The organism is Paenibacillus spiritus (assembly GCF_008710135.1).
GTDB lineage: Bacteria > Bacillota > Bacilli > Paenibacillales > Paenibacillaceae > Paenibacillus_AQ > Paenibacillus_AQ glufosinatiresistens.
Genome location: NZ_VYKK01000006.1, coordinates 1 through 22,816 on the forward strand (window position 1 = coordinate 1; position 22,816 = coordinate 22,816).

Annotated in this window: 25 protein-coding genes and 1 riboswitch; of the genes, 21 read left to right on the plus strand and 4 right to left on the minus strand. The window is 42.7% G+C overall.

Going from position 1 to position 22,816, the window contains the following annotated elements; translation table 11 throughout:
* From F4V43_RS06635 to F4V43_RS06660, 6 genes are all read left to right on the plus strand, one after another.
* The coding region (locus tag F4V43_RS06635; protein WP_317983770.1) for a methyl-accepting chemotaxis protein at nucleotides 1–638 on the plus strand (638 nt) is incomplete at its 5' end.
* Nucleotides 639–1,080: 442 nt separating this feature from the next.
* Nucleotides 1,081–1,398, plus strand: a complete 318-nt coding sequence (locus tag F4V43_RS06640; protein WP_054940734.1) for a metal-sensitive transcriptional regulator — start codon at nucleotides 1,081–1,083, stop codon at nucleotides 1,396–1,398.
* Between the two features lie 24 nt (nucleotides 1,399–1,422).
* The gene (locus tag F4V43_RS06645; RefSeq protein ID WP_090714431.1) at nucleotides 1,423–1,620 is read left to right on the plus strand and encodes a copper ion binding protein; all 198 of its coding nucleotides are present in this window, start codon (nucleotides 1,423–1,425) and stop codon (nucleotides 1,618–1,620) included.
* 80 nt (nucleotides 1,621–1,700) lie between these two features.
* A complete protein-coding gene (locus F4V43_RS06650) occupies nucleotides 1,701–4,130 on the plus strand; it encodes a heavy metal translocating P-type ATPase (RefSeq protein ID WP_090714433.1) in 2,430 nt (809 codons plus the stop codon).
* Between the two features lie 1,067 nt (nucleotides 4,131–5,197).
* Nucleotides 5,198–5,548: a four-helix bundle copper-binding protein gene (locus F4V43_RS06655; RefSeq protein WP_068724072.1), complete on the plus strand. Its 351-nt coding sequence runs from the start codon at nucleotides 5,198–5,200 to the stop codon at nucleotides 5,546–5,548.
* A gap of 236 nt (nucleotides 5,549–5,784) precedes the next feature.
* Entirely contained in the window at nucleotides 5,785–5,970 is a 186-nt protein-coding gene (locus tag F4V43_RS06660; RefSeq protein WP_054940736.1) for a hypothetical protein, read from the plus strand.
* 57 nt (nucleotides 5,971–6,027) lie between these two features.
* Here the strand turns inward: F4V43_RS06660 and F4V43_RS06665 are convergent, their stop codons facing one another.
* Nucleotides 6,028–7,284 carry a hypothetical protein gene (locus tag F4V43_RS06665; RefSeq protein ID WP_150457476.1) on the minus strand — a complete coding sequence of 419 codons (1,257 nt, stop codon included), beginning with the start codon at nucleotides 7,282–7,284 and terminating at the stop codon, nucleotides 6,028–6,030.
* A 191-nt stretch (nucleotides 7,285–7,475) separates the two neighbouring features.
* Here F4V43_RS06665 and F4V43_RS06670 point away from each other — a divergent pair, with 191 nt between their 5' ends.
* From F4V43_RS06670 to F4V43_RS06700, 7 genes are all read left to right on the plus strand, one after another.
* Nucleotides 7,476–8,363 carry a hypothetical protein gene (locus F4V43_RS06670; protein ID WP_090714436.1) on the plus strand — a complete coding sequence of 296 codons (888 nt, stop codon included), beginning with the start codon at nucleotides 7,476–7,478 and terminating at the stop codon, nucleotides 8,361–8,363.
* Between the two features lie 17 nt (nucleotides 8,364–8,380).
* Nucleotides 8,381–8,956 carry a hypothetical protein gene (locus tag F4V43_RS06675; protein ID WP_068723313.1) on the plus strand — a complete coding sequence of 192 codons (576 nt, stop codon included), beginning with the start codon at nucleotides 8,381–8,383 and terminating at the stop codon, nucleotides 8,954–8,956.
* Nucleotides 8,957–8,977: 21 nt separating this feature from the next.
* On the plus strand, nucleotides 8,978–9,442 hold the full coding sequence (locus F4V43_RS06680) for a cytochrome b/b6 domain-containing protein (protein WP_090714438.1): 465 nt from the start codon (nucleotides 8,978–8,980) through the stop codon (nucleotides 9,440–9,442).
* 30 nt (nucleotides 9,443–9,472) lie between these two features.
* Nucleotides 9,473–9,772, plus strand: coding sequence for a hypothetical protein (locus F4V43_RS06685; protein ID WP_068723309.1), 300 nt, complete (start codon nucleotides 9,473–9,475; stop codon nucleotides 9,770–9,772).
* Between the two features lie 4 nt (nucleotides 9,773–9,776).
* Nucleotides 9,777–10,154 carry a hypothetical protein gene (locus F4V43_RS06690; protein WP_150457477.1) on the plus strand — a complete coding sequence of 126 codons (378 nt, stop codon included), beginning with the start codon at nucleotides 9,777–9,779 and terminating at the stop codon, nucleotides 10,152–10,154.
* Nucleotides 10,151–10,753, plus strand: coding sequence for a hypothetical protein (locus F4V43_RS06695; RefSeq protein WP_150457478.1), 603 nt, complete (start codon nucleotides 10,151–10,153; stop codon nucleotides 10,751–10,753). Before F4V43_RS06690 ends, F4V43_RS06695 begins: the two co-directional genes overlap by 4 nt.
* Nucleotides 10,754–10,839: 86 nt before the next feature.
* Complete coding sequence (locus tag F4V43_RS06700; RefSeq protein WP_150457479.1) at nucleotides 10,840–12,504, plus strand: multicopper oxidase domain-containing protein; 1,665 nt, start codon at nucleotides 10,840–10,842, stop codon at nucleotides 12,502–12,504.
* A gap of 77 nt (nucleotides 12,505–12,581) precedes the next feature.
* Here the strand turns inward: F4V43_RS06700 and F4V43_RS06705 are convergent, their stop codons facing one another.
* The 3 genes from F4V43_RS06705 to F4V43_RS06715 are packed head-to-tail and all read right to left on the minus strand — an operon-like array spanning nucleotide 12,582 to nucleotide 14,535.
* The gene (locus tag F4V43_RS06705; protein ID WP_090714444.1) at nucleotides 12,582–13,103 is read right to left on the minus strand and encodes a hypothetical protein; all 522 of its coding nucleotides are present in this window, start codon (nucleotides 13,101–13,103) and stop codon (nucleotides 12,582–12,584) included.
* 10 nt (nucleotides 13,104–13,113) lie between these two features.
* Nucleotides 13,114–14,247 (minus strand): ParM/StbA family protein, encoded by a 1,134-nt coding sequence (locus F4V43_RS06710; protein ID WP_090714446.1) that lies wholly within the window; start codon nucleotides 14,245–14,247, stop codon nucleotides 13,114–13,116.
* A gap of 24 nt (nucleotides 14,248–14,271) precedes the next feature.
* On the minus strand, nucleotides 14,272–14,535 hold the full coding sequence (locus tag F4V43_RS06715) for a hypothetical protein (protein ID WP_090714448.1): 264 nt from the start codon (nucleotides 14,533–14,535) through the stop codon (nucleotides 14,272–14,274).
* Nucleotides 14,536–14,805: 270 nt separating this feature from the next.
* On the opposite strand from F4V43_RS06715, the gene F4V43_RS06720 reads away from it, so the two are divergent.
* From F4V43_RS06720 to F4V43_RS06755, 8 genes are all read left to right on the plus strand, one after another.
* The gene (locus F4V43_RS06720; RefSeq protein WP_068723298.1) at nucleotides 14,806–14,997 is read left to right on the plus strand and encodes a DUF2933 domain-containing protein; all 192 of its coding nucleotides are present in this window, start codon (nucleotides 14,806–14,808) and stop codon (nucleotides 14,995–14,997) included.
* A 130-nt stretch (nucleotides 14,998–15,127) separates the two neighbouring features.
* Complete coding sequence (locus F4V43_RS06725; RefSeq protein ID WP_068723296.1) at nucleotides 15,128–15,844, plus strand: response regulator transcription factor; 717 nt, start codon at nucleotides 15,128–15,130, stop codon at nucleotides 15,842–15,844.
* Nucleotides 15,834–17,219 (plus strand): sensor histidine kinase, encoded by a 1,386-nt coding sequence (locus tag F4V43_RS06730; RefSeq protein WP_090714450.1) that lies wholly within the window; start codon nucleotides 15,834–15,836, stop codon nucleotides 17,217–17,219. The genes F4V43_RS06725 and F4V43_RS06730 overlap by 11 nt, the downstream gene beginning before the upstream one ends.
* A gap of 342 nt (nucleotides 17,220–17,561) precedes the next feature.
* A complete protein-coding gene (locus F4V43_RS06735; RefSeq protein ID WP_090714452.1) occupies nucleotides 17,562–17,894 on the plus strand; it encodes a four-helix bundle copper-binding protein in 333 nt (110 codons plus the stop codon).
* A gap of 100 nt (nucleotides 17,895–17,994) precedes the next feature.
* Complete coding sequence (locus tag F4V43_RS06740) at nucleotides 17,995–18,597, plus strand: class I SAM-dependent methyltransferase (protein ID WP_090714454.1); 603 nt, start codon at nucleotides 17,995–17,997, stop codon at nucleotides 18,595–18,597.
* Nucleotides 18,598–18,708: 111 nt separating this feature from the next.
* Entirely contained in the window at nucleotides 18,709–19,278 is a 570-nt protein-coding gene (locus F4V43_RS06745; RefSeq protein ID WP_068723287.1) for a YdhK family protein, read from the plus strand.
* A gap of 177 nt (nucleotides 19,279–19,455) precedes the next feature.
* Nucleotides 19,456–21,681: an AAA family ATPase gene (locus tag F4V43_RS06750; RefSeq protein ID WP_090714455.1), complete on the plus strand. Its 2,226-nt coding sequence runs from the start codon at nucleotides 19,456–19,458 to the stop codon at nucleotides 21,679–21,681.
* Between the two features lie 271 nt (nucleotides 21,682–21,952).
* Nucleotides 21,953–22,087, plus strand: a riboswitch (cyclic di-AMP (ydaO/yuaA leader).
* A gap of 4 nt (nucleotides 22,088–22,091) precedes the next feature.
* Nucleotides 22,092–22,562 carry a C40 family peptidase gene (locus tag F4V43_RS06755; protein ID WP_054940739.1) on the plus strand — a complete coding sequence of 157 codons (471 nt, stop codon included), beginning with the start codon at nucleotides 22,092–22,094 and terminating at the stop codon, nucleotides 22,560–22,562.
* Nucleotides 22,563–22,816: the final 254 nt, after the last annotated feature.

The following is a 22,816-nucleotide window of genomic DNA, read 5'->3' on the forward strand; positions in this document are numbered from 1 at the left end:
TTTTCTCAAATCTTACCATAGTATTTAGTTTTCAGACACATCCTAGTAAAATACAACAATTATCGGATAGCTCAGGCAGTATCGGGAACATTGCGACCGTTATTACCGATTTATCCTCACAGACCCATTTGCTGTCGTTGAATGCCTCCATTGAGGCTGCACGTGCAGGAGAAGCTGGGAGAGGATTTTCTGTGGTTGCAGATGAAGTGAAAAAACTAGCTGAGCAGTCTGAAAACTCAGCCCAAGAAATAAGAATACTCATTGAAAAGGTTCAACATATCACCAGTGAAGCAGCCGAAGGGATGAACACAAGTTTAGCTCAATTAACAGCGGGGAACCAGCACCTAATCTCTGCAGGGAAATCCTTCGAACAGATCATTATCTCCTCTCAACATGTAGCTTCTCAGAATCAAAATGTATATCAAGCAACAAGACAAATGTCAACAGATTCTCACTACATTTCTGATTCTGTTGCGGATGTGACTACGATTGCCGAACACACTTCTTCTCGTATTCAAGGTGTGGTCCAAACTTCGGATATGCAAAGTCAAATGGTTAACCAGATATCAGGGGCTCTTGAAGACATGTCCCAATCGGTTGACCAATTGCTAAAGTCTATCCGTATCTTCAAACTGTAGCATTATGTACGGCCAACCACTAGACTTACCTTAATGATATTTAGAACAAGCCCGTTGATATATACCACGGGCTTATCAGTCTTTATTTGACGATGCCGTTCAGGAAGTCAAAATCCTATCCCATAAGAAAGACGAACAAGCGAAGCTTCCCAATATGAGGCACACTATAATTATCTCAGCTAAAAGCCAATTATCATTTACATGATTACAGGGTTTCCGTTGACCGAGACTTCGTCTATCGTGATTAAACTGAGGATCATTGTTGGAGACAGCTGTAACTAAACCGATCTCTCTGCCAAAATTACAAAAGACTGAGGTTATATACAGGTGCATAAACAAAGAGGTTAAATGAACAGACTAGAAAAGGAGATGAAGTACTTCCTAATCCCCTGTTTACATACGGTAGGGGGGTATGGTATATTGATGGTGAGAGGTGAGGCACATGGAACAATCAGTGGAACAGACTGCATCTCATGGACATCATCGAAAAAGTCATCATTCTGATCAAACGAAGGCCAATCTAATGACCCGGTTAAACCGGATTGAGGGTCAAATTCGTGGGGTTAAAGGGATGATAGAAAAAGATACCTATTGCGATGACGTTCTAAATCAAATTGCGGCGATCCAGTCGGCTCTCAATAGCGTAGGGAAGATGGTTCTGGAAGGTCATATGAAAAGCTGCGTGATTGAACGAATCCAATCCGGCGAACATGAAGTGATTGATGAGATTCTGGTTACCATGAATAAATTAATGAAATAAACAAACGATATGGAGGAATGAAAAATGAAGAACGAAACATTACATGTAGAAGGAATGTCTTGTGGGCATTGTGTAAAAAGTGTTGAAGGAGCCGTTAAAAACATTGGGGCTGATGCAAAAGTGAATCTGGAGCAAAAGACGGTTGAGGTCTCCTTTGATGAATCTGTATCCTTGGAAGCCATTAAGAATGCCATCGAAGAACAGGGTTACGATGTCGTTTAAGGCCATAGGCAGCCATCGCAAAGATGGCCCCTTTTTTTCAATGTAATGTACCCCCTGGGGGTATAAAGGAGGGATAGATAATGAGTTCTACGATATCCAAAAGCGAGGAACAGACAACCTTACAGATCACAGGAATGACTTGTGCTGCTTGTGCCAACCGGATCGAGAAAGGATTAAGAAAAATGGATGGGGTGACGGAAGCAAATGTGAATTTCGCCTTGGAACGGGCGACTGTGACGTTTGATCCCAAACGTGCAACCATTCCGCAAATGCAAGAACAGATTGAACATTTAGGCTACGGCACTGTAAAGCAAACCACGGATTTCCAAATCACTGGGATGACATGCGCCGCTTGCGCCAATCGGATTGAAAAGGGATTAAACAAAATGCCCGGTGTTGTAACGGCGAATGTTAATCTTGCCCTTGAAACGGCCCGGGTCGAGTATGACCCAGCGACGGTTACTTTGGAAGACATGCAAAAAAAGGTGGAGCAGCTCGGATATAAGGCCATGCCGAAAGAAGGACAGCAGGACGCCTCTGCACATAAACAAAAAGAAATCTCTAAACAAAAAAGACGGTTTATCATTTCAGCGCTTCTCTCTTTACCGTTACTATGGTCCATGATCAGCCACTTCTCGTTCCTATCTTGGATTTGGATGCCTATGATTTTCATGGACCCTTGGTTCCAACTGATTTTGGCTACACCAGTTCAATTTTATATCGGTGGCCATTTCTATGTTGGTGCGTATAAAGCGCTGCGTAATAAAAGTGCCAATATGGACGTTCTGGTAGCCCTCGGGACTTCGGCAGCATACTTCTATAGCCTCTATTTGACGCTCGAATGGGTTCAAGCCGGTGCGGGGGCTCATGGACCGGAAATGTACTATGAGACCAGCTCTATCTTGATTACACTGGTCATCCTCGGGAAATTGTTCGAGGCTCTTGCCAAAGGAAGAACGTCTGAAGCGATTAAAACACTGATGGGTCTTCAAGCCAAGACGGCATTGGTTGTTCGCGATGGACAGGAAATGACTATCCCTGTCGAAGAAGTCGTGGCCGGTGACATCGTAATCGTAAAACCAGGGGAGAAAATCCCGGTTGACGGCGAGGTGGTGGAGGGGGCTTCTTCCGTAGATGAGGCTATGTTAACTGGAGAAAGCCTGCCGGTTGAGAAAAGAACGGGAGATCCTGTCATTGGTGCAACGATTAACAAGAACGGTGTACTTCGAATTCAAGCGACCAAAGTCGGAAAAGAAACGGCCCTGGCTCAGATTATTAAAGTGGTTGAAGAGGCCCAAGGTTCCAAAGCTCCTATTCAACGTGTAGCAGATGCCATTTCAGGTATATTTGTTCCGATCGTCGTAGCGATCTCGGTTCTTGCGTTTATCGCTTGGTTTGTTTGGATTACGCCAGGAGAGTTTGCAAACGCACTGGAGATTGCGATTGCGATACTCGTCATTGCTTGTCCTTGTGCCCTGGGACTTGCGACACCGACTTCCATTATGGCAGGTTCAGGAAGAGCCGCAGAGTCGGGAATCCTGTTTAAAGGCGGTGAACACCTAGAAGCTACCCACCGCATTAATACCATCATCTTAGATAAAACCGGAACGGTGACAAAAGGCAAACCGGAACTGACTGACGTCGTGGTTTCCGGCTGGATGGAAACAGATCTGCTGGCCCTTGTCGGCGCGGCAGAGAAGAACTCCGAGCATCCTCTGGCTGAAGCTATAGTTGCTGGGATTATCGCTAAGGGTATCCAATTGCCGAGAACGGACACGTTTGAAGCGATACCTGGGCATGGTATTAAGGCAAATGTGATGGGCAAGGAAATTCTCGTGGGTACGAGAAAACTCATGGCTCAGTTTCAAGTGTCCATCAATCATGCGCAAGATCAGATGGACCAACTGGAGCAGGCAGGCAAAACAGCCATGCTGATTGCTGTAGATCGGCAGTATGCCGGTATAGTAGCGGTTGCAGATACCATTAAGGAAACCTCGGCACAGGCTGTTAAACGGCTTAATGACATGGGGATCGAAGTCATTATGATTACGGGTGATAACCATCGAACAGCTGAAGCAATTGCCAAGCAGGTTGGAATTACGCGTGTATTGGCTGAAGTTCTCCCCGAAGGTAAAGCAGATGAAGTAAAGAAATTACAGGCTCAAGGGAAAAAAGTCGCAATGGTCGGAGACGGCATCAATGATGCTCCCGCCCTTGCCATGGCGGATATTGGAATGGCGATGGGTACAGGAACAGATGTAGCGATGGAAGCTGCTGACGTAACTCTCATGCGAGGAGATCTCAATAGTATTCCGGATGCGATCTATATGAGTCGAAAAACGATGGGGAATATTCGGCAAAACCTGTTCTGGGCGCTTGCGTATAATTCTATCGGTATCCCGATAGCGGCGATTGGTTTGCTTGCACCTTGGGTTGCTGGAGCAGCTATGGCATTAAGTTCAGTTTCTGTGGTTCTGAATGCGCTTCGGTTGCAGCGTGTTAAATTGTAAACTTATTGTATTATATTGGGGAGAAGAGAAGAAGGGTATAATCCAATAATGGATCATGCCCTTTCAATCGTCTCCCCTTATCATTTTTTAACAACTACACTTTGAGGTTGTAATGTGGTGTGATCTACCTAACGTATTGCTTTTTTCGAATCTAACGAAGGGTAAATCTATTCTATAACCATCCTCACTACATTGGTCACCGTACATTGTACGTTCAAACAACACGATCAGGAGTAAGTACGTATAAATCTTCAAACTGTTCTCAAAAATATTCTCATACAAGCAGCATGAGTATTTGTATTATCACCGTAATTTGGAGCACTATTTCAAAACGAAAGTCCGGTTGTTTACGCAAACATACCCGATGGAGACCCATGATATTTAGCGAGTGTCCTTTGAAAAAAATTAATCGAACGGTTTTTCTACGGGTTCAACAGCTTACGAGGAATATGGCAGTACCCCTCGGATTACGTTAGGATTACCCTTCTGAGATCGAAATCAAATCACTTTTGAGTTTAATGAGAGGCCAATCCCAGTTTCCCTCTTTCTGAGATAATTCCCGTTGAGGCGGCCCAAGGTTAACTGTACGGCATACGGGGAAAAGTGCTAGTTGTCAATGAGCACATCCCATATGTTGCCGGCCGATACTGAGGTCTGCGGTCAGAAACCACTATACATAAATTAGAATAACGAGGCATGACGCTGTTTGTCGTGCATAGCATTCATAAAGTAAATTTCAATCAGGGGATCATTCGCTCTGTAAGCTAATAAGCTGTCTTTACTAATTCATCGTTATCTGCGATTCTAACACCTTTTAGGAATATCTTTAGCAGCTTACAGATAAGATTTTAAGCTACTCCCCCCTAGATGGCTCAGTTTCATAGTAAGTCAAAGGTAATGCTTAGATTCGTTAATCTGAGTACGTATAACTCTGGTCCATAGAGCAATTCAATTGCATTATTAGAAAGCGAAGTCTCCTGACATGTACGTGTATATATTTGCGTCTTTATTTAGATAATAACTAACGATCAAACAACATTCAAATAATGAAAAGAGAGGGAATGAAAATGTTACTTGCCAACTCCGCTACTCCAAAGCACTATACGCATTGTATTGAAGCCTGCCTAAAATGTGCACAGGCTTGCGAAGAATGTTTTTCAGCATGCCTAAAAGAGACTGATGTTCAAGCAAGAACCTCAATGATCAAGATGCTGAACGATTGCGCAGAAATCTGCCTTCAGGCAGCTCAATTAATGAGCAGAGACAGTATGTTTGCGAAGGCAAGTTGCGAGCTGTGTGCCATGGTTTGCGAAGCATGCGCCAAAGATTGTGAAGCGTTTAAAGATGCCCATTGTCAAGAATGCGCAAAATTCTGCCGCGAATGTGCAGAAGCTTGCCGGCAGATGGCAAGAGCGTAACGAGTGCAATGAAACATCGAGCAGGAGTATCTAGAATTCAAGAGATACCCTGCTTTTTTAGGTTAGGTGTATTGGTGTGCATCGGATTTTATTTAAGCAGTTGGAGGGTGTTTTCTCCCTTATGAGCAAAATCACACACAAAACTCAAATAAAGAACACGAATCTTACATATTAATCTCTTAAAATAAAGTCAATCAAAGATTACACATTTAAGAATTCAGAGGAGGAATAAGGCAATGGCATGGTCATGGAATCGGGTATATATAGTGCCGTTAAGTATAGGATCGGTTTTGTTTGGGGAAAAGACAGTGAATAAAGTAATCTCTAAACAAATAGAAACGGATTGGACCATTCACGCAGACTATTTCGAGGCAGCGGTACAGAATGAACAATTAAAACGAGAACTTTCCAGCTTACGCTAAGTTTTATAAAATGATCATTATGAAAAAAGGAACTGATCCCATCAGTTCCTTTTTGCTTTAACAAGTACAGATGTTCGAAATGGCGTCGAGCGCTTCAACCGATTTTCCGTATTTGCACATGGCGTTACAGTCGTTTCGTAAATCCGAAAAACGAATGTATGAGATAGGGCCGCACTGCGTTTGTTGCAAAGAAGGACGAAGCAGTTGTGCACGCACTTCTTTTTCCCGTTTATCCGGGCAAATCAGATACAACCTGGACGTTGCATTTCCTACGGATAATGATAAGTCATGCAGCCTGAGAATGCCGGAGTAGATGGAGGTGCTCTTTTCAACTTCAAATCCCGATACAATCTCATTATGTTCATTGAGCCAAAGAACATCGATAAAAGCGATTGTATCCGCAATAGATTTAGGGAGATCCATGGCTGGAAATACAGAAAGAGAATACCGCCCTAGAGGCTCGTCCTGCCATTGTCTCTGATGATCGTTCTGGGCGATCCAGACGTTGTACCCAAAGGACCGTCCCAGTCTCGCCAAATACAGCTGCATTTCGGAATGTTCACTTTCTTCGTTAGTATCATTCAGCACCTCCAGATGCCGCTTATACCGCCCCTTTTCCCGTTTCTTTTCCTCCTCTTGAAGAAACGCCTCAGCATTCCCGCTAACAATCAAGCGCCCGGTGCCTATTTCAAACAATAAGCCGGAAATGGCGCCCAGGTCCTTGGATAAGGATGAGCGGTAAGCCGTGTTGATGTCCATCAATGTCTCGCGCATCTCCAAGTAAGCCGGCCAGGAGCCGAGCTTTATCTTACGATCCAGCAGGGAGTTAAACCCATTCACGATGGCTGTGTTGAACGGGGGGAAAAGTGTAGGATGCAAAAAATACAAGATATTAGCTACCGCAGGACCAAGGCCTTTGATATGGTATTGATCCAGTTTCACAATCTCGGTCAACAATTGTTTTTCGTCAGAGGCTTGTAACACGGCCTTCAAAAATCGGCCAAAAGCCAGCTGGTTCTCTTCATTTTCATAAATGTCGGGAATACGCAGTTTAGGTTTCCAGTAAAACGCGTGTGCAGCACCTTCAAAAACTTGTTTTTGTTCACAAATCGCCGCAAGAACATCCTCCAGTGGAGAGCCCTTAAAGTCGTTTCCAAAAAATCGTGCCTCAATCGCTTTTATAACATCGTTCACACCGGTTTTAATGGTCCGAAAAGCCTTTAACCGATCGCTGTTGTTTAAAAACCAGGTGTGGTATACCGATTCCTGGTCAGTTTTATAATCTAAAATAAGCTGCTGTAACTCTCGGTTCATGTCGAAGTCGCCCCCATATTCAAATCATATCTAGGATTATAATGTCGATTTAACAGAGTTGCTGTGCGATTTGTTCGTTATAAAAACATGTTATGCCCATCAATTCTACATACTTTCCCCAAAGTCAGTTGGTATCCTTAGGCTACATCAACGAAAACAAATAACATTAATATTAAAGGAGGTGAAAAAGGTTGAAAGCATTACGCAGCACGATTGGCTTCCTTCTCCTTGTCATCATTGTAGCAAGTTTAGGTTATATCGGTTGGTATGCCAACGATAAAGGATTAATCTCGTGGAACAGTCTAAGTACCTCGACAACAAATTCGAATGTCCATAGTCAGCATTCGGCGTCCGTTGCGCCCGAAGGAACATCCACTAACCCAGTCACCACGCTGAGGGAAAGAGTATCTGCAGCCCAGCAATCGATGAAACAAATGGCTAACAATATGATGGCGTATCCGTCAGAAGCCGTATTAAATGGGTCTTCTGTTAACGACGGTGAAACAGGAGGAACTGCCTCACAACAAGCGGTGCCTGGATCAATTCAAGTTCAAAAGGGCATTTACTCCTTATCAGAAAGTGTGTATTTATTAGCACAGCTGGAGCAAACCCTGGATAACGGAATGGGGTTTACTGAATCGGCAAACCCGACGTATGAGACGTATCAGTTCCGTTATAACCTGCTGCTACAAAGCCAAAAGACGCTTAGCGAGGTGAATACAAAGCTCAATGAAGCTAAGAATGGTATTCTCCTAAACGGAACAGGAATGATGGGTAGCCATAATATGCAGGAAACGAGTAGAGCCATCTATGATATGGCCCAGACGGTGATGGGTATAACTAGTTTGAATCAGTGGGTGGAGCAACAGATTCAACAAACCGTTTCACAAGCCCAGAATGTGTTGGCCGCAAGTACCTCCAATCAAGACAGCAGTATCTTCAATGGACTTGGAACCCCAAGTCTCATGATCCTAATCGTGGGTATCTTTACAATTTTGTTGGTAGTCGCTCTCGTTGGCGTGATCGGCAGTATACTAACCCCCCGTCCGGAAACGGCCAGTGCCGAAAATCACCTTTAACTTAAGGAGGAAGTAAAATGATGGATATGAATATGTCCGGAGGAACGCAAGGAACACTGAACTACACCGGAAATTATCAAGGGATGGAAATGGAAGGCGTTTCAAGTACGGGAAGCATCATTTCCGGCATTCTTGGAACGGTGACCCAACTGCTTTTAGTGGCTCTGGTTCTCAGTCTGGTGGTTGGTCTCGCCATTTGGTTAAAAAACAAGTACTTTAAGGAATCCTATAGTAAAGCGAAGACCGTAGTCGGTAATGATCCTATGCTTAAGACCATTTTCGTTCTTGCAACTACGCTTATTGGTGTCATAGTCGTGCTGTATCTGCTGGGCATCGTACTGAATGGCGGATTTAACGCTGGTGGAATGGGCATTGTAGGTTCTTGGAGTGTAGCCGGCATATTAACGTTTTTTGTAAAACTGCTGACTATTCTGTTTGTGATCGCTTTGATTGCCTTCCTATATAACTATGTTAAGCAAAATGTAAGCCAGTCTACAATCAATGCAACGAATGGTGCGGTTCTCACAGCAGGTGTGGAACCAAAAACGAATCGGACAGATGTAACGCCGGATGGCGAAACGAAAAGAGACTAAATGAATCGCAGGTGATCGTTTATGAAGTTTGATTTTATCCTCCATTGGCTCTGGGCGCTCGTATTCTCGGTACTGGCCCTTAGTGGAATCGCTATGGCTGGAGCCAAGTATGGCTGGTTGATGCAATATGATATCGCGATGGCGGATATCGTACACCGGATAGCGGCTATCGTGTATGTACTGCTCACTTTCATTGTGATGATGTACGAGATCATCCGCATTCTTCGCCGGGATAAAACCAAAAAGCCTTGGCTTGTGTTCGGACCATCCGGGTATGGACTGTTCACCTTCATCACAACACTCATCTTCATCATTACCGGTGCGATGATTTGGCTCTTTATGGACAGCAATCATGCAGCTACCGCGTTTTCACTTTGGATTCATGAAAAACTGACTTATCTGGCTGTAGCAAGCGTGATCTGGCACATTTACATGAAAACCCATGCGCTAACATGGCCTAAAAAAAGGGCTGCAAAACCTAAATAATGATTGCTCAAGGGAGAGAGGGCCTTTACCATGTGGATGCAAAAAAAGTGGTTCAAGCTATTCATCTGGTTTGTAACCACCTCGTTCTTCTTCGCTCTTGCCGCCATACTCATTTCCATGTTCAGGTTTGGACCGACAGAACAAGAGGTGATGCAGTTTATGATGGGCATGATGAAGGCCATGGATTCCTCTCTGATGGGGCTGTCGATGCAAGTGAAAGAGGACACAAACATACACAGTCTAATGAACCAGAGCATCGCTTTTGCCTTTCCGTTATTGTCTATAAGTATAGCGGCTGGAGTGTACGTACGGTGCAGAAGAAAGGTGTAAAACCATGTTTAAAAAGCAGAAAATGCCGTTCTGGCAACTCACCGCCGTTTTTGCTGTCATTTCGGTGCTCGTGGTTGCCCTATCCTGGGGAAACCGCACGGAGAATGCAGCTCAAATGGACGCATCTATGGCCGATATGATGAAGAGCGAAAGTTTATCCAAGGCTACGATCCCTGATCTGTTTACATACGAAGGGATGGCAGCAGGAGCGGGGAATGGGAACAGCCAGCATGAGGGCCACCATGATCAACAGGGAAAACTGTATACCATTCATATCGTCACCACTGCGTTGCTTCTTCTAACAATGCCAATGATTATTGCCGGAGCAGTATTTCTTGCGATCGTATGGCCGAAGCCGTTAAACGGGAGGAAAAGGAAATGAATGTTTTAGGTTCATTTGGCAATCTGTACATGGCCGTTTTACTGATCTTGCTTTCAGCCGGGCTCATTTTTACTGTCTATGAGATGGTAAAAAAAACAGTTGGCTATATCAGCGAGAGCCGGGGGCAAAAAGGAACTACAACTTCTAGCAAATTTGGAGGAATGACAATAATGAAAAGTAGTGGTTGGTTAAAATTGGCGGTATTTTCGTTTTTCGGACTTATCATTTCTGTAGTACTGCTCAATGTAACAAATCCGACTGCAGCATCTTCTACAAATGATCAACATAGTCTGCACGTAAACGGTACTGCAAACGCGACAGGTACGATGGGGAATATGAGCGGGACGGTGAATGGAACGGTCAACGGGACGGTCAACATGGACCAGATGAATGAAGTGATGCAGCGCATGAATCAGCTTCAGCAAGATATGATGATGATGCAGCAGCAATATATGAACGGTATGCAGTCACAATCCAACATGAATATGGGGTCGTCCGGCGGTATGAGCGGTTCTGGAGGTATGATGGATGATGATATGGATATGAACATGGGCGGCAGTAGCGGAAGCAGCAGCAGCGGCGGCATGGGCATGATGTAATTTAAGCGGGAACGGAGCAGCGTTCGTCTTTATTGACCGAACGCTGCTTTTTTAAATCATCTATCTTTGAATAGGAGGAAGACAGATTGAGCAACAGAAGTTTGGTATGGTTGCTTTTCATTGCATTGATTCTTGGTGGAACGGCAGCCGGCCTTTATATGAATGGAACCTCTGCAGCTGGTCAGAGCTCAACCGGCATGGCTCCCCAAGCTACGGATGATATGTCATCCATGGATCATAGTGCGCATGGCACATCTACAAATGTAACGGAGGAGGAAACACCTGTACCAAGTTCCACTCCGACTGCTATCGTACCTGCACCGACATCGCCCGTTACTCCAGGGCCAGAAAACACGACTGCCCCTTCAAGTGAGCCTACGGCGCTGGAACCAAAAGAGGGCCAGCCGGTAAAAGGGTTTTCTCTCACAGCCATGAACCGTACTGTGACCATTGCTGGAGGGATAACGCTGCCTCTATGGACATTTAATGGCACCGTTCCAGGGCAGGAAATTAGAGTCACACAAGGGGATTTTGTGGTTGTTACCTTGAAGAATGAACTGGAGGAGCCGGTATCCATTCACTGGCACGGGTACCCGGTCACCTCAGAGGCGGATGGCGTTCCCGGGGTGACACAGGAGGCAGTGAACCCTGGAGAAACCTTCACATACCGCTTCTCGGCCGATATACCGGGAACCTACTGGTATCATTCTCATCAGGAAAGCTCCAAGCAAGTAGACAAAGGACTTTACGGCGCACTGATCGTGGAACCCAAATCAGAGCCTAAACCGGATCAAGATGTGACTCTCCTCTTAGACGAATGGATGGAAGAGCAGGAAACCTCCAGCCACAGCGCTCATGGCTCTTCATCTCAAGCGATGAGCGAAGAAGAGATGATGGCCACGATGTATAACATTTACACGGTTAATGGGAAATCGGGTTCTTTCATCGATCCCTTGACGACCAAGGTAGGGGATACGGTTCGCTTACGTTTGATAAATGCCGGGTATCGCTCGCACGCCATTCATATTCCCGGAGAATTTAAAGTTGTCAGCTCAGATGGTCAGGATATAGCTGAACCAGGAGTACTGAATAACCAAATGGTTACGGTGGCGCCAGGAGAACGGTACGATATAGAAATGACCATCAAGACTAACGAAGACTTTACGCTGGATGCACATGACAATAATTTGTATAACGATCAGTTGGTGATCCCGGTAAAAGTCGCCGGAAGTAATGGAGTAATCAGCAAGATCCAGCATGAAAATATACCGGTTTTCAATTTGCTTCAATATGGAAAACAGGTAAATACGGATCTGCGAACGGTCAGTTCTTTTGATGTGGAGTATACCGCCATTTTAAATTCTAAAATGAATGGGAATGAACAACAGTACACGATCAATGATCAGGTGTTCAAGGATCTTCCTGCGCTTCAGGTCAAGACGGGGGATTATGTTAAATTGACGCTTCAAAATGATGATACAGTAGACCATCCCATTCATATCCATGGCCATTTTGCTCAAGTGATCGAGCGAAATGGGGAACTGGTCAGTGGTACGATTATGAAAGATACCGTGCTGGTCAAACCAGGGGAAAAGGTTGTTTTGATCTTCAAAGCAGACAATCCTGGTAACTGGTTGATTCACTGTCATGAGCTTCATCATGCAGCGGGAGGAATGGTTCAGAAATTGATCTATACGGATTACAAGTCCACCTACACGCCGAGTTCCTCTGAAGGGAATAAACCTGAATAAAAGAGTGATTCATAAATATTCCCCCATAAAAAGTGAAGAGGGTGTAAGAACTTTATTAAGTTCTTGCACCCTCTGCTTCATTCACCATCTAAAAAGAACCCCACTAACTTGGCATGATACGGATTTGTGATCTGAAAAGGGGGTGTATCCGTGCCGCTTTTATCAGGGGCGGTTTTTTCTGCAAATTCTAGTTCTGCACATTCTAGTACAGAAGAATCACTGGATGAGGGGTGTGCACCCTGGTTTACCGTCACTTCATTTGTTATATTGCAGCTGGAATGACTTCGAGTTACAGCATCAGGAACATCTTTGATAAGCTGTAGTAACCAACTGGTTAATAGCTGCTTGGTGAAGGGATGTTGGATCCATTCCAGGTGGTCTTTTCCAAGATACTCCGGTAGTGGGATCGTCACACTAGGCGTAGCCACAGCTATGGAACGTTCTATGGATTCGATGAATATAGCTGCGATTTTACTTTGAAAAAGAGACTTATCCAAATGCTCCAGGTCAACAAGAAAGTCAATAACTCTCTGGGAAGTGTGTTCGGGTAGATGAATCGTTAGCTTGCGCTCCACTGCCGGCGATCTGGAAATCTCCATGTCTTGTTCCCTAATTGGCGGTGTATTGCTCATTCTTAACTTTCAGGTACACTTTCAGTAATTTGAAATACGCTCTAGCGATCATCCAAATTGAATCTTTTGTACTGACAAACCGCAGCGGATAATCTTCCTCAAGCTCGTTAATTCTCTCGATGTACGGTCTTAAAAGCAAAGATCCACCGCCAATTTGATACGAAACTCGAATACTGGGGACCTTGTTCCACGTGCTCCGGATCAGTTTATACTCCTCACGAGCGATTTTCATCAGCACTTCATCGACAATGGACTGAATACCGGTGCGTTTACCTCGAAACCAAACGTGATATCGTTCTTCTTCATTCTCAGTGGTTATGACTTCAATGAGCTGCTGACGATTTATGAAACGGTACCCCGTTTCTGCGTATACGCGATCCATGATTTCATCCAAATAAGGAGAGACTCCTTCTTTGATTCCGTCCGAATGGATATTGTCTACTGCTCCATCCTCTAAAATGATTGCCGCATCAGTCGAAAGTCCGCCAATATCGTTAATTAATACGTTCATATGAGTGAGTTCTTCATTGCGAACCGAACCGTCATCATGAGTCGTTAAATCAATCAAAGCAACATGTCCTTCAATATTGACCAGTACTTCTTCAAAATGAATGCGTATTGTTCTACCACCAATGGTCGGTGTAATATGGAAACGGACCTCATGAGTACCCGATTTCAGTTTTTGTTTGAAAAGCTTGCGTTTACCACGTTTTGCTTCACTTAGTGGAAGTCCCGTGGATAAATAATAAGTCACTTCAGTAACGCCATTTTGATTTGAAGAAGCCATTGCAGCATCATAAGCTAACGCGGTTAACAACATTACAATGGGCTGGTCGGCTTCTGATTTATCACTAATCGTAGTTAATTCGTCGTTATGATCATATCCGCCGGCGAGATGACCTACCGCATAAACACCTTGTCCCCGTTTCAATGCGTCAGAAATGATCTCCACATGAAGCCCATCCAATGGGTGTTTCTCTAACTCCACAATGTCTCGGGAAAGACCGATTTCAGCGATGACGTTGGGAATAAGGAGCTCGTTCTCTAATTTTTCGAAGTAAGCTTTTAGTGAGTCATTGCCGATATCCACTGCTGCTTGCCGGATAACCATCGTTATTTTCCTCCTTATGTACCTTTAGCGATTGGTTTTCAAATCGTTTTGATCATTAAAAAAATGACGCTTTACATACGCTTGAGTAATAGGATTGTCTTTTAGTCCCTCATTGGAGTGTTGCTGTGGTTGAATGGGCTGGTCTTCAGTTAAAATAGGTGAAGTTGTGGAGAAAGCGGTTAATGTAAATAATCGGGCTATTCCCATGAATACCACAATAGCTGTCAATAGAATGAGCAAAAGGAGACACAGAAGAAGGAGTTCCGAAAAAAAGGCGTTCAAGTTCAAATGACCATCTCCTTTAGTACGATCCGTTTAACCATCAGCATACAACTCACTCCCTTTGGCACAAGTTTTTATCAGATTTAGGTAAATTATGCCATAAAAATATGTTGAAATGATGTAGATATGAAGAAGATTTCACTTCTTCAATTGCTTATCGTTTTTTCTGTAAAATAGAAAAGTTCACGATTCACGCATGCTTTCAACATACATTCCACATACTCAAACTTTAAAATAAAAATATAAATTAAAGGAACTTTCATAGGAGGATTTCAAATGGAATGGTCTACATTACTCGTGCTGGTATGTCCTGTCATGATGATTGTTATGATGTTTACAATGAAAGGGGGACACTCTCACGGCTCCCCAAATCATCGTGTTGCAGCTGAAAGCCTGCATGACCAGTTGGTCGATCTGAAAGCTGAAAATGAGCGAATTAGCAAAGAACTGCAGAGTTTTAAAAAATAGATGGACAGAATATGCCGTAAGCGAGTGTCGCTTACGGCATTCTAATGTTGAACCGTTCACACATCTACACATTTTCAACACATTAATTTTGTAATATTAAAAAAACAGATAAATTCGAGGTGAATGTTCAGTGTCGAAACTCCAGGTATTAATTGTAGATGATGAATGGAATATGAGAAATTTGCTGCGGATTTATTTAATGAAAGAAGGTTTTGCGATTAAAGAAGCATCCACGGGGCAAGAAGCCTTGGCGCTGGTCCAAGCCCATTCCTTTGATGTCATTATTCTAGATGTTATGTTGCCCGATATGGATGGTTGGCAAATCTGTAAGCGTATCAGAGAACTTGTGAAAACGCCGGTATTATTCCTGTCAGCGCGAACTGAGACTAAAGATAAGATAAAAGGTTTGGGTATCGGAGCGGATGATTACTTGACCAAGCCATTCGATTCAGAAGAATTACTGGCTCGAATTTTCTCGCTGATTCGTAGATCAGTGATGAACCAGGAGGTAATTCCTCAACCGTCGCGCATGCTTCATTATCCAGATCTTGTAATCATACCTGAAGCCCGTGAAGTCCGGATTTGTGATGAATATGTAGAATTTACTCAAAAGGAATTCGATTTATTGGTGTCTTTTGCGCAGAATATCCAAAAAGCATTTACAAGAGAAGAATTAGTGGAACGGCTATGGGGCTATGATTTTGAAGGTGAGTTCAGAGTCGTCGATACGCATATCAAAAACATCAGAGAAAAGATGCATTTGGCCGGCTTGAAATATAACCCGATCCAAACGGTATGGGGGGTTGGCTATAAGTTTTATGTTCCGGGAGATGCCAATGAAAAATAACCGTATCGGCTTAAAATTAGGATTTGTTATTATCACGGTGTTTCTAATCGTATTGGTGTTTCTGGGCTTTACTATAGACCGTTTATTCACAAGTTTTTATATCGATCGGATGCGTACGGAGAATGAGGAATTGGGTTCTCATTTTGCGGTCATGGCCCAATCGGATAGTACTTCTGGTGAAATGATGAAAACTTTTGCAGAATTCTCGAACGTCAGTATTTTTAACGTCAATGCCAATAGTGAGGTAATTCTACACTCAGGAACGCATGACTCTTCCGATCGAAAGATAATTCGAAGCTCGGATCTGGAAAGAATCTTTGCAGGAAAGAAAGTCAATTTCTTATATACCGAACCTTCCGGAATTCGTTACTTTGTTTCCGGACAACCAATCTATGTGAAAGACGTAGCGGCCTCCGCCCTTTATGTCATGTCTTCCACCGAGAAAATGGAACAGTCATTACTTGCGGTCCGTAATCTTTTGATCTTGTCAGGGATTGGCGCTTTTTTATTGGCTCTCGGTATTACATGGATAATAGCCCAGTATTTATCCCGGCCTTTACTTAAAATGCAACAGGCCACACGGAAGATCGCTGCAGGGGACTTGGAAACACGTCTTGATATTAACAGCAATGATGAAATGGGCAGCTTGGCGCATGCAATCAACGATCTTGCTGTGGATCTTCAGCGATATCGGGATACAAGGCAAGAGTTTTTCGCTAATATTTCTCATGAACTCCGGACACCGATCACCTATTTGGAAGGCTACTCTCAGGTTCTCCAACAGGAACTTTATGAAACCGTAGAGGAGAAAAACAAGTATCTGGGAATCATTCATGACGAAGCGTTACGTTTGCAGCACTTAGTTGAGGACCTTTTTGATTTATCGAAAATGGAAGAAGGGAAGATTAATCTTGAGCTAGACTGGGTGAATATGTCTGATTTAACGCAGCAGGCGGTGCGAAAAGTGGAGCTCAAGGCAAGAGAAAAAAGCCTTAGCCTGAAATACAAGGAAAACGGTATGATGAAAAAGATTCGCGGAGATAAAAAGCGGATGGAGCAAATAATCCTTAATCTTTTGGAGAATGCAGTCCGTTATACCGAAAAAGGCGAAATTAACGTCTCTCTCTCATATACCAGTAGTGCTTTTCTCCTGGTCGTGGAGGATTCAGGGATTGGCATTCCAAAAGACGAAATCCCCTACATTTTTGAACGCTTTTATCGTGTAGAAAAGTCTAGATCACGCCAATATGGAGGAACGGGCTTAGGACTGTCCATAGTGAAAAAACTGGTTGAACTGCAGGGCGGGCAAATTACAGTAACAAGTGAAGTAGACAAAGGCACACGGTTTGAAATTCAGTTTTACCAGCAGCCATGACGTTAGGAGGCAGGCTAATGAAAAAAGTGGAATGGCTAATTGCTGTTCTTTTGATCGGAATGGGTATAAGTTGCATGACGATATCCGCGGTATCCTTTCAAAGTCCCATAATACAAGCAAGTGGGATCATAAAATTGGTAACATGTTTTGTTTTTATCGGGTTATTGAGTTTCGTTTCTTTAAGGATTTATAAAGCTCGAAAAAAACATTGAGACAAAGACTTTTTATTCGCAAAATTGCAAAACTCAATTTTTTCACAAAAACCACATCAAATCTTCATACTTTCAGGTTAATTGAAGATAGCTACACCTCATTCAAACACTGAAAGGAGAAGTTTATTTCATGACACAAGAACAGTTACAGGAGTGCATTGATGAATGTCTACGTTGTGTGCAGGCTTGCAATTACTGCTACAAATCTTGTTTGGAGGAAGAATCCGTTGATATGATGAAGGATTGCATCCGTCTCGACCGAGAGTGTGCGGATATTTGTGCCTTTACTGCTCAGGCCTTGACTCAACACAGCACCTATTCCACGGAGCTGTGCAGACTGTGTGCTGATGCTTGTGAACGTTGTGGTAATGAATGCAGTAAACACCATCATTCGGCTCATTGCCAGAAATGTGCTGAGGCCTGTTTCCGATGTGCGGAGGTTTGCCGTAAGATGATCGCTTAACTTAACATCTGACTTTAAATGAATCAGATGAGCAAGGTTGTTATGTTTCCCTTGCTCATCTGATGTCAAAAGGACAGGAAAGGGTATAAGGAGAGTATGGATGGGTAGGGAGACTCAAACGATTAAGAGACGATATGACCGAATAGCTCCGCTTTTTCATCGTGTGGATGGAAAAATGATGAGGAGTTGGCGCAAAGAACTGTTAAGCGGGCTAAGTGGAAATGTACTTGAGGTAGGCATAGGAACAGGTGCTAATCTTTCCTATTATCCACCCGCTGTTCGCTTAACCGGGATTGATTTTAGCCCAAAGATGCTACAATATGCCGAACAACGTGCAAAGGAACTGAAGATCGACGTTACTTTAATGGAGATGGATGCTCAAAATTTAACTTTTGAAGATCAGACATTCGACTACATAGTAGCGACTTGTGTGTTTTGTTCTGTCCCCGATCCGGTTCAGGGCATGAGAGAAATGAAGCGAGTGTGTAATAAAGAAGGGGAAATCAGGCTGTTAGAACACATGAGGAGTGAGCATCCAATGGTTGGGAAGCTAATGGATCTGCTTAATCCCCTTACAGTTCGTATCAGCGGGGCCAACATTAACCGGTATACGTTAAAGAATGTGGAATCTGCCGGCTTGATCATACAAAAAAGCGAGCCTTTATGTACAACCATTGTAAGACGATTGCTCTTGAGACCGTAATCAGCCGACTTCCCACGTCAATGGTATGAAATCTGTTTCGTTGGAGACGATAATGCATACGCGTTAGTCTGCATAAATTTCACAATTCACCTATGAAGGAGTGTTATTAATATGAAAAAAGGTTTGTTCATTTTAGCTACAGCGCTGGTGGTCGTCATCAGTGGCTGTGGAAATACCGCAAATAACGGAAATGAAGCGTCCAATACACCCAATAACGCTGCATCCAGCATGAATCATTCAGAGATGGAACATGAGAATATGACAAGTGAAGTGCCTGAAGGATTAAAAGAAGCCGCTAATCCGGAGTATAAGGTCGGCGATCAAGTCATTATTACCGAGGGACACATGGCCGGGATGAAGGGAGCTACCGCAACCATTGTAGGGGCTTATGACACTAATGTCTACGCGGTATCGTATACACCCACTACCGGAGGAGATCCGGTTACCAATCATAAATGGGTTATTCAGCAAGATTTAAAAGATGCAGGAGACCAGCTTTATGCGCCTGGCACAGAAGTGGTGCTTAACGTTGATCATATGCCTGGTATGAAGGGGGCTACCGCAACTGTAGATACAGGTGAGCAAACAACCGTATACATGGTTGACTATACCCCGACAACAGGCGGAGAGCCAGTGAGAAATCACAAATGGGTAACCGGTGATGAGTTAAAGGCGAAGTAAACGAAGATGATAAAAGCAGCCTCCAGGGGCTGCTTTCTTTTTTAATAAATAGAGGAATCTTGCAAAAATTGACGTAAATTACCGATGGAATCAATGGATGAATGATATAATAGTATTAGATTTTCCGCAAAAGACATGAGGAATACAGGGGAATAGCATTACAAGGGGGATCAAAGTATGATTAGGGAGATTGCCGTTAAAAATGTGGCTACCTATAGTAGTGAGGGTGTACTTTACAGTGACCTGAAAAAAATTAACTATTTTTACGGCTCGAATGGCAGTGGGAAAACAACCTTATCTAATGTTCTTAAACAAATTGAACTTTATGCTGATAGTAGGATATCCTGGGTTTCCCAGCCATTAAAAACAGTGGTGTATAACCAAAAGTTTGTCGAGGAAAATTTCCACCAAGATTCAGATATCAAAGGTATCTTTACTTTGGGAAGAGAATCAACAGAAATTAAAAAAACCATCCGGGACAAAAAAGACTTAGTTGATAAAGTAGTTGAGGAAATTCGTCGGTTAAGTTCTAATCTAGAGGTCAAACAAAAAGAGTCTAAACAAAACGAGGATGAGTTTACCGACGATTGTTGGAAATTAAAGCGGAAATATGACGATATCTTTTCAGTGGCCTTTTCGGGTTTAAGAAACAATAGAATAAACTTTATGAAAAGATGTAAGCAAGCACCGACAGGCGGACTAATATGTGCTCTAGCAGACCTCCAAGCGCGAGTACAGAAATTGTTTAATGGTTCAAATGAGAAGCTACCCTTTCTTGAAAAGATTAAAATAGAGCATCTGTCTGCGGTATGCAATCACCGGATTTTTCAGACCCCTATCATTGGTAAACAGGAAGTCGATATTGCTGTGCTTATATCCAAGCTAGCGATTAGTGACTGGGTTAAACAAGGACATACACATGTTTCTGAAGCGGAAGGAGTATGCCCCTTTTGCCAACAACAACTCCCTGAGGGATTTACCGAAAAACTCAATGATTACTTTAATGAACATTACGAAAAAGAGATGATTGAACTCCAAGATCAAGTTGAACAGTATAAACGGTATTATCATTATCTTGAAAATCAAGTGCAAGAGTTATTATTGACCGACAAGAAAAATACATATTTGAATCTCGATCTCATTTCGCAACAATATGAACTGATCCTTTCGAAAAATGCACATAATTTGGACTTGTTCCAGCAAAAGCAAACTCATCCCAGTCATCCAATCGAACTGTTAACTATTGCGGCTTTCGTCGATGTGATCAATGAAGAAATCGTCCGAGCGAATGAACAAATTCAGCAGCATAATACTTTTATAGAGAACCGAGTGGATGAAGGGAATAAATTGATAACCCAGATTTGGGATTTTATCTGGAGTGAGAATCAGCAAAATCATGAGAAATATGTTCGTATAGATTATAGAACAGGACGAGCAATCGACAACCTTTCTGTAACATTAGCCCAAAAGAAGAATGAAAGAGTCGCATTGGAATCCGAAATTCACAGGCTGGAGGCTCAGATTACGAGTGTAATCCCCTCTGTAAACGAAATGAATCGGTTACTGAGGGCCTATCATTTTACTAATTTCAAATTCGCTCATACACAAAGTCAAGGGAATTATCGGTTAATCCGCTCAAATGGTGAGGACGTTAATCAAACATTAAGTGAAGGCGAGAAAACGTTTGTTACCTTTCTTTATTTTATGCACTTATTAAACGGTAGCAATAACAGTGATTTAATTACTGAGAATAAAGTTGTTGTGATTGATGACCCAATTTCAAGCTTGGACAGTAACGTATTGTTTATCGTAAGCAATCTGATTTCCAAACTTATAGAAGATGTACGCAACGAAGAAAGTAATATCATTCAGTTGTTTCTTCTAACGCATAATGTCTATTTTCACAAGGAAATTACGTTTTCAAAAAAACGGCCCAAAAATGGCGCTAGGATGGCGGATGAGACATTTTGGATTATCCGAAAATGGAATGATGTAACCGAATCAACCCCGTATAACAGCAACCCGATTAAAAGCTCGTATGAGTTAATGTGGCAGGAATTAAAGTCAGCCAATCACAGCTCTTCCATCACCGTTCAGAATTTGATTCGTAGAATCATTGAAAATTATTTTAAAATCTATGGTAATTACAGCGATCAGGACATTATTGATAAATTCGAGGAGGATGAGAAGGTCATATGTAAATCCTTAATCTCCTGGGCCAATGATGGTTCTCACTTTGCAGGAGATGATTTGTATATCGAGCACCCGATGGATACAGTCAGTAAGTACTTACGGGTATTTGAAAAGATATTCGTGGTTACACATCATCATGCCCATTATAAAATGATGATGGGAATTGAAGAATCTCTGGGATCGGCTTTGGAACAAACACAGGTATCGTAATCGAAAACGTAATATCAATTAAACGACATATACGGGATTAGAAGACGAGGAGGAAGTAACTACTCGTCTTTTTATATACACCAAAGATATTGGAATATATTACAAAAACGTTACTATTGTTTCAGACAAAGAATGATATTGAGTGGTTATTATAAAGCAAAAATATGGAGAAACAATGAAGAAAGTATGTAGAAAATACGTTAATAGTTAAATTTTTAGAAGGATTGACAGGGGGGCCTACTATCTATTAAAGTGTTAATAGTTACAAAATATTAATAAGTTGCCGAATTTCAGCGTTGAAAACGGGGGAACCATTTTTTGGGTGAATTATTCTTGCATAAAAGGGAATATAGGGAACCTTTAACCGAATCCTCAGCTAACTCCGTAGGCATTGAAGGGAGAACAAGTTTCTGAAGAAAGTCATCGTATCCATGTTGGCAGCCTCATTTATATTTGCTTCTGCAGCACCAGGTACATATGCTAGCGAGGTAACCTTGGACAGTGTTGTGAATCGGGTCGTAGGAACCCCTTATCTTTATGGAGGAACCACAACTTCAGGCTTTGATTGTTCCGGATTTATTCTATATGTACTTAAGAAGTTCAATGTAGATGACCTTCCGCGCACTTCTCAATCGCAGGCTAAAACTGGCATTCCTGTAGCCAAAGATGATTTACGTGAGGGTGACCTCGTCTTTTTTAACACATTTGGTTCTGGAATTTCGCATGCGGGCATTTACGTAGGTGATAACAAGTTCGCTCACTCTTCCAGCAGTAAGGGCGTAAGAATCAGCAGCTTGTCAGAGGCGTATTATAAGGAGCGATATGTAACAGCTCGCCGTGTAGTCAGTGAAAACAGCTATTCTGAAATGGTGAGCCGTTAATTGAAAGTTTTCTGCATGTGGAGTAATGAAGATCGCCTCTAACTAGAGAGGCGATCTTTTTATTTGAATAGGCTATTCTTATTCCGTAAGCTTGTTTGAGGATTGTTCTTATTGAGAAGTAGGGTAAGGTACATGCGATGGATTCTCATGATAAGTATAGAAAGGGCTGTCTCAGCGTTGTTAACTAATAAATTTTTATTCCCTGTACTTAGGTCGTGTCTGAAAACTATTCATTGAGTTAATTTGAAGATGGC